General features: G+C 70.1%; 6 protein-coding genes and 3 pseudogenes. 4 read left to right on the top strand and 5 right to left on the bottom strand.

Annotated features, from left to right (window positions below):
- Positions 1–17: 17 nt before the first annotated feature.
- A pseudogene (locus VF794_RS25475) lies at positions 18–152 on the top strand (tRNA guanosine(34) transglycosylase Tgt); the annotation flags it as partial.
- Positions 153–172: 20 nt separating this feature from the next.
- On the opposite strand, the pseudogene VF794_RS25470 reads toward VF794_RS25475, so the two are convergent.
- The 3 genes and pseudogenes from VF794_RS25470 to VF794_RS25460 all read right to left on the bottom strand — a co-directional run.
- Positions 173–625 (bottom strand): annotated as a pseudogene (locus tag VF794_RS25470) (tRNA-guanine transglycosylase); the annotation flags it as partial.
- Positions 626–638: 13 nt separating this feature from the next.
- Positions 639–1,724 (bottom strand): tRNA preQ1(34) S-adenosylmethionine ribosyltransferase-isomerase QueA, encoded by a 1,086-nt coding sequence (queA, locus tag VF794_RS25465; protein ID WP_331114742.1) that lies wholly within the window; start codon positions 1,722–1,724, stop codon positions 639–641.
- A 48-nt stretch (positions 1,725–1,772) separates the two neighbouring features.
- Entirely contained in the window at positions 1,773–2,879 is a 1,107-nt protein-coding gene (locus VF794_RS25460) for a SpoIID/LytB domain-containing protein (RefSeq protein ID WP_331114740.1), read from the bottom strand.
- A gap of 72 nt (positions 2,880–2,951) precedes the next feature.
- Between VF794_RS25460 and VF794_RS25455 the strand changes: the two genes are divergently transcribed.
- From VF794_RS25455 to VF794_RS25445, 3 genes are all read left to right on the top strand, one after another.
- Positions 2,952–3,491, top strand: coding sequence for a hypothetical protein (locus tag VF794_RS25455; RefSeq protein ID WP_331114739.1), 540 nt, complete (start codon positions 2,952–2,954; stop codon positions 3,489–3,491).
- 41 nt (positions 3,492–3,532) lie between these two features.
- The gene (locus VF794_RS25450) at positions 3,533–3,856 is read left to right on the top strand and encodes a hypothetical protein (protein WP_331114737.1); all 324 of its coding nucleotides are present in this window, start codon (positions 3,533–3,535) and stop codon (positions 3,854–3,856) included.
- A 76-nt stretch (positions 3,857–3,932) separates the two neighbouring features.
- Complete coding sequence (locus VF794_RS25445; protein WP_331114735.1) at positions 3,933–4,460, top strand: hypothetical protein; 528 nt, start codon at positions 3,933–3,935, stop codon at positions 4,458–4,460.
- A gap of 9 nt (positions 4,461–4,469) precedes the next feature.
- Here the strand turns inward: VF794_RS25445 and VF794_RS25440 are convergent, their stop codons facing one another.
- Together VF794_RS25440 and VF794_RS25435 are read right to left on the bottom strand one after the other, a co-directional pair.
- Positions 4,470–5,681: a KamA family radical SAM protein gene (locus VF794_RS25440; protein WP_331114733.1), complete on the bottom strand. Its 1,212-nt coding sequence runs from the start codon at positions 5,679–5,681 to the stop codon at positions 4,470–4,472.
- Positions 5,681–6,377, bottom strand: a pseudogene (locus tag VF794_RS25435) (lysine 2,3-aminomutase); the annotation flags it as partial. The pseudogene VF794_RS25435 and the gene VF794_RS25440, both read right to left, overlap by 1 nt.

Genomic DNA, 6,377 nt, shown 5'->3' with positions numbered 1-6,377 from the left:
TCGAGACGCCCATCTTCATGCCCGTGGGCACCGTGGGCAGCGTCAAGGGCGTGGGGCCGGATGACCTGCTCACGCTCGACGCCCAAATCATCCTGGGCAACACCTACCACCTGATGCTGCGGCCCGGCGAGCAGCTGGTGGGGGAGATGGGCGGCCTGCACCGCTTCGTCTCCTGGATCTCGATGGAGCGCTCGGGGGACAGGAGGATGTGGCGCCCGTCCAGGTGCGACTGGAAGGCGGCGCCCTCCTCGGTGATTTTGCGCTTCTCGGCGAGGCTGAAGACCTGGAAGCCGCCGCTGTCGGTGAGCATGGGGCGGTCCCAGGAGATGAAGCGGTGCAGGCCGCCCAGCTCCCCCACCAGGTCGTCTCCGGGCCGGAGCATCAGATGGTAGGTATTGCCGAGGATGATCTGCGCGTCGATCGTGAACAGGTCGTCCGGACCCACGCCCTTGACGCTGCCCACGGTGCCCACGGGCATGAAGATGGGCGTCTCGATGAGCCCGTGGGGGGTGTGCAGGCGGCCCCGGCGCGCGCGCGAGCCCGAGGCGTCCTCGTGCAGCAGCTCATAGCGCACCAGGCTCGGTGGAACGCGGGTGTCACCCTTCTCCTTGCGCGGCTCTGCCATTGCGTCGTGTCTCCTACTCCGTCACCAGCATCGCGTCGCCGTACGAGAAGAACCGGTAGCCGGCGGCGACCGCCTCCCGGTAGGCCGCGAGGGTGCGCTCACGGCCGAGCAGCGCGCTCACCAGCACCACCAGCGTGGAGCGCGGGAGGTGGAAGTTGGTGAGCAGCACGTCCACCTGCCGGAAGGTGAAGCCGGGGCGGATGAAGAGGGTCGTCTCTCCCGAGCCGGCGCGCAGGCGCCCCGTCTCCGGGTCGGTGGCCGACTCCAGGGTGCGCACCACGGTGGTGCCCACCGCGACGACGCGGCGCCCCTCGGCCCGGGCGGCGTTGACGGCCTGGGCGGTGGCCTCGGAGACGAAGTAGCGCTCCGGGTGCATGTGGTGCTTCTCCAGGTTCTCCTCGCGCACGGGAAGGAAGGTGCCCGGCCCCACGTCCAGCGTCACCTCGACGCGGTGGATGCCCTGGGCGGCGAGGGCCGCGAAGATGGCGTCGGTGAAGTGCAGCCCCGCGGTGGGCGCCGCCACCGCCCCCGAGGCCCGCGCGTACACCGTCTGGTAGCGCTCGGCGTCCGAGGCCTCGGGGGCGCGGGTGATGTAGGGCGGCAGCGGCAGGCGACCCGCCTTGTCCAGCAGCTCCGCGAGCGAGGTACCCGGCGCGGCGTGGAAGCGGACGCGGTACTCCCCTCCTCCGAGCGCCTCCAGCACCTCGGCCTCCAGGCCCTCGGAGAAGGCGATGCGCGCCCCGGGCTTGAGGCCCTTGGAGGCCTGCCCGAGGCAGATCCACTCGAGCGCCTCGGTCGCGCCGCCGAGAGCCTGCGAGGTGAGCGTGGAGGCCGAGGGGCGGACGACGAGCAGCTCCACCCGGCCCCCGGTGCCGACCTTGGAGCCGAGGAGGCGGGCGGGGATGACGCGCGCGTCGTTGACGACCAGGAGGTCACCCTCGCGCAGCAGACCGGGCAGGTCGGAGAAGTGACGGTGCGCCAAGGCACCCGAGGAGCGGCTCACCACCAGGAGGCGGGAGGCATCACGGGCACCGAGGGGGGCCTGGGCGATCTGCGCCTCGGGGAGCTCGAAGTCGTAATCGGAGAGCAGTGACGACACGGAGGAGGCGCTTGTAACAGCCTCGGCGCCCCGACGAAACGGGATGTGTCAGTAGAGCTGCTGGAGCTCGGTCCCCGGGTAGTAGTGCTGGAGGATGTCGCGGTAGGCGAGACCCTCGTCGGCGAGCGCCTTGGCCCCCCACTGGCAGAGGCCAGCGCCATGACCGTAGCCGCGACCGATGAAGTGCCAGCCACTGGAGGTGCGCTCCACCTCGAACCCGAGGCTCTTGAGCTTCGTGTAGCCGAGCTTCCGCCGGAGCGCCGCCCCATCGAGGGAGGAGCCACTGGCGGTGACGACCCGGTTGACCCGGTGGGTATCGGTGCGGGAGGTGACGCGGAAGCCCTCGGTGGGCTGGCCGAGCGCGGCGCGCAGCTCGGCGTCGGAGACGGTGGCGCTCCAACGACTGGCGGGCAGCCGACCACACGGGCAGTCCACGGCCTGGAGGTAGGGAAGGTCTCGCTGGAGGGCGGCCAGGCCGGACTCGGTGCGCCCGCCACAGGAGGAGTGGAAGTAGGCCTCGATGGGGGCGAGCTCGTGGGTGAGCACCTCGCCGCGGGTGGCCTCGACGGCGGAGCGGGTGCGGGCGTCCTCGCGGTTGAGGCCACCGTAGACCTGGTGGAGCACGCTGCTGCCCATGTGGAAGGGGCTGCCATAGGTCTCGAGCTTCTTCTGGAGAGCGTAGGTGCGGGCGGCGACGGCCTGGGCCTTGAGGGCCTCCAAGGGGAAGGAGACGGGCATCTCGCTGCCGAGCACGGCGGCGAGGTAGTCCTCGAGCGGGATGACGTTGATGAGCTGGAGCCCGTCCTTGTAGAGGCGCACCACGACGTCGCCGCGGACCTGCATGTCGCCAGCACGCAGGGGGGAGGAAGCGGGCACCCCCGCGTCATCGGAGTCCGCGCCAGCGCGGAAGCGCACCGCGTTGCCGATGACGGGGGCACCATTGAGCTCCAGGCGCGAGCCACGGCGGCGCACGACGACGCTGTCCCGGTCGAGCGGGGAGAAGCGGGCGTCCTCGGTATCGGAGCCGAAGGAGAGGACCCGGCCGCTGACCCGGACCTCTCCCTGGGAGTCACCCATGGCGATGCGCATCGTCTCCACGGCGAGCGCGCGCGGGGGCGCGAGCAGGAGCAGCAGCAGTGCAACAGGTCGCCACATGGTGGCCGAGTGTAGGGGGTGGTGCTCGTGGCTCAAGAAATCGGCCAGCGGATGGCGGAGAATGAGAGCCCCGTGTCCCCTGCCCCCGACGTCACCCGCCTCTCGGCCACAGAGCTTGGCGCGGCGCTGCGAGCGCTGCCCTACCGTCAGTCCGCGCTCCTCGTGATGCGGCTGGTCCAGGGTCGCTCGCTGGAGGACAGCGCGACGTTCTACGGCATCAGCCCGGCGGCCTTCTCGGTGCACCTGCTGAGGGCGGCACTGGAGTTCACCACGGAGGCGGCCCTGCCCTGCCGGCCTCCGGTGGACGAGGCGGAAGAGGACGTCTGGGCGAGAGCACTCGCGCAGGCACTGGAGCGGGAGACGGCGGTGGTGCCTCCGGTGCTGACGAGCGTGGTGGCGCTGAGCAGGAGGGTGCGAGCGTTGGGGACGGAGGTGGCGGCGACCCTGGAGGCGGCCGAGCGGGAGGAGGTGGACTCCCCGAGGAGCCGGCGGGAGGACTGGCTTCGGCGTCTGGCGGTGCTGGCACTGCTGGGGCTGACGGCGTTCCTGTACTGCAACCGCTCGGAGGAGGCGCCACGGCCACCTGTCCAGCCAAGGTCCCAGGGACGCTGAGGAGCCTGGACGGACCGGGCGGTCGCGCGTAAGGGAAACCCATGCGCGCAGCCAGCCTTGCCCTACTGACCCTGGTCCTCGTGGGATGTCCGAAGCAGGTGGACACCCGGGTGGCCGGCTCGGACGATGAACAGCTCGCCACCTACGAGGCGCGGCTGGAGGAACTGAGGTCCCGGGCCTCGATGAGAGACCTCGCCTGCGAGGACGAATGCAGCCTGGGGCGGGAGACCTGCGAGGTGGCGGAAGACCTCTGCGAAGTGGTGAGCCGCAACCAGGACCGGCCGGACCTGCCGCGTCGGTGCGCGAAGGCAAGGGAGGCCTGCGCGGAAGGGACGGACGGCTGCGCCCGCTGCCAGTCCCGCTGAGCGGGTTGAGGTCCGTGGGGAATACCCACGCCCCCCCTGTCTCCCATACGATGGAGGGGCCTACTGAGGAGTACCCATGTCCCGCCGTCTGTCCATGCTGTTGCTATCGACCTGGCTCACCGTCCCGGGCCTCGCACCCGCGGGGGAACTCACGCCCGAGCAGATCGCGCGAATCCGTCGAGACGAGAAGGCGGCGTTGGAGCGAGTGAACGCGGCGCACGGAAACCGGAAGTCGTCGGAGATGGACAACGCCGAGCGGCGGCAGGTCATCCAGGAGCAGCAGGAGGCCATCCAGGGGGTGCTGGACAAGCACGGAGCGTCGCGGAAGGACTACGCGCGCCAGACAGCAACGATGGGGCCGAAGGGGAACGAGGCGGTGGAGGCGGCGGCGAAGGAACTGGAGGCGAAGGACCAGGCCGCGGCGGCCGGGAAGACGCCTCAGGGGCAGCAGGAGCCGGGCGACATCCAGGTCCAGCAGGGGTTCAGCGACGAGAACCCGGTGACGATGGAGGAGAAGGAGGGGGCGGGACCCACCGTGGAGGTGGGCATTCCGCAGGGAGAGGAAGAGCCGGCCGGGCAGGAAGCCCCCGCCGTGGAGAACTGACGCCCTGCCCTACCCCCAGCGACGGGCCTGCCACTCGGAGTCATAGGGGCAGGAGCAGTCGGTCTCCTCGGGCTCGGGATAGGAGTAGCGCTCGCCCTTGAAGTTGCGGAAGACGGTGCCGCGCTCGTGGCGTTCGACGACATAGTCGGGCTGGAGCGTCACCTTGCCGCCGCCGCCGGGCAGGTCCACGGCGAGGTGGGGCACGGCGAGGCCGGTGGTATGGCCGCGGAGCTGCTGGAGGATCTCCATGCCCTTGGAGATGGGGGTGCGCAGGTGCTCGCAGCCCTGGGCCACGTCCATCTGGTGGAGGTAGTAGGGGCGGACGCGGATGCGCAGCAGCGCGTGGGACAGTTCCTTGATGATACGGGCGTCGGAGTTGAGCCGGCGCATGAGCACGGCCTGGTTCTCGACGGGGACGCCATGGTCCACGAGCCGCTCGCAGGCCTCGCGGGCCTCGGGAGTCACTTCCTTCGGGTGGTTGAAGTGGGTGACGACGTAGACGGGGGCGTAGCGCCGCAGCAGCCGGGCCAGCGAGTCGGTGACGCGCATGGGCAGACACACGGGCACGCGGGTGCCGATGCGGACCATCTCCACGTGGGGAATCTCGTGGAGGGGCGCGAGCAGTTCCTCCAGGCGCTCCTCGGAGAGGAGGAACGGATCTCCTCCGGAAATGAGGACGTCACGCACCTCGGGGTGGCGGCGGATGTAGTCGAGGCCGCGCCGCATCTGCTCCTTGGTGAGCTCGGCCTCGCCGCCCTTGGTGATGCGGCGGCGGGTGCAGTGTCGGCAGTAGACCGAGCAGGTGTCGAGCGCGAGGAAGAGGACGCGGTCCGGATACTTGTGGACGATGGCCTCCTCGGGCCGGGTCTTGTCCTCGCCGAGGGGGTCCTCGAGCTCGCCGGGGCGGATGCGGGCCTCGGCGCGAACAGGGATGGACTGCATCCGGATGGGGCAGAAGGGGTGCTGCCTGTCGATGAGGGACAGGTAGTAGGGGCTGATGCCGATGCGGAAGAGGGAGGACGTCTCCTGCACGCCGGCGCGCTCGTCGGGCGAGAGGGAGACGTACTTCTCCAGCTGCGCGAGGTTGCGCACGGCGTGGCGCTGGTGCCAGCGCCAGTCGGACCATTCGGCGTCAGTGGCCTCGGGGAAAAGGACCCGGCGCCCGGCCTCGGAGGCCGGACGCGAGGGAGCGCCCTTGGAGGGCGGCACTGGGGACTGCATCACGCCGCCTTGGCCTGATCGCGCCACCACTGCTGACCGGACTCGGGCAGCGTGTAGATGGGGTCGAAGTACTCGTACTTGCGGGTGAGGGCATCGGGGTCATTGCCCTCGATGCCGGTGCGGTAGTTCTTGGTCCAGTACGAGATGCCGCGCTCGCGGTCGTACTCGGACACCTGGTGGATCCACCGCTTCCCGACGAAGGGCACGTCGCAGACGATGCGCGGGGTAGCGAAGCCGGGCATGTACCCCATGATGTCGTGCTGGAGCTGCTGGGCCTCGGCCACGGAGAGCCGCCAGTGCTCCGAGTTGGGGATCATGTCGCACATGTAGAAGTAGTACGGCAGGATCTTGGCGTGATCGAGCAGGGTGAAGCACAGCTCGAGGAGATCCTTGGGGGTGCTGTTCACGCCGCGCAGGAGCACGCCCTGGTTGCGCACGTCGCGGAAGCCCATGTCGAGCAGCTTGCGAACGGCCTTGCCAACGAGGGGGGTGAGCTGGCGGGCGTTGTTGACGTGGGTGTGGAGGGCGAGGTCCACGCCGCGCTCGTTGGCCTTCTTGGCGAGCCGCTCCAGCCCCTGGAGGACGGAGTCCTGGAGGAAGTGCTGGGGGATGGCCATGAGGCCCTTGCTGGCGAGGCGGATGTCCCGGATGTTGGGGATGTCGAGCAGGGCGCTGACGAAGGGCTCGAGGGCCTGG

It is taken from the genome of Archangium sp. (assembly GCF_036389735.1).
Taxonomy (GTDB): domain Bacteria; phylum Myxococcota; class Myxococcia; order Myxococcales; family Myxococcaceae; genus Archangium.
This window is presented reverse-complemented; position numbering and strand designations above follow the sequence as displayed.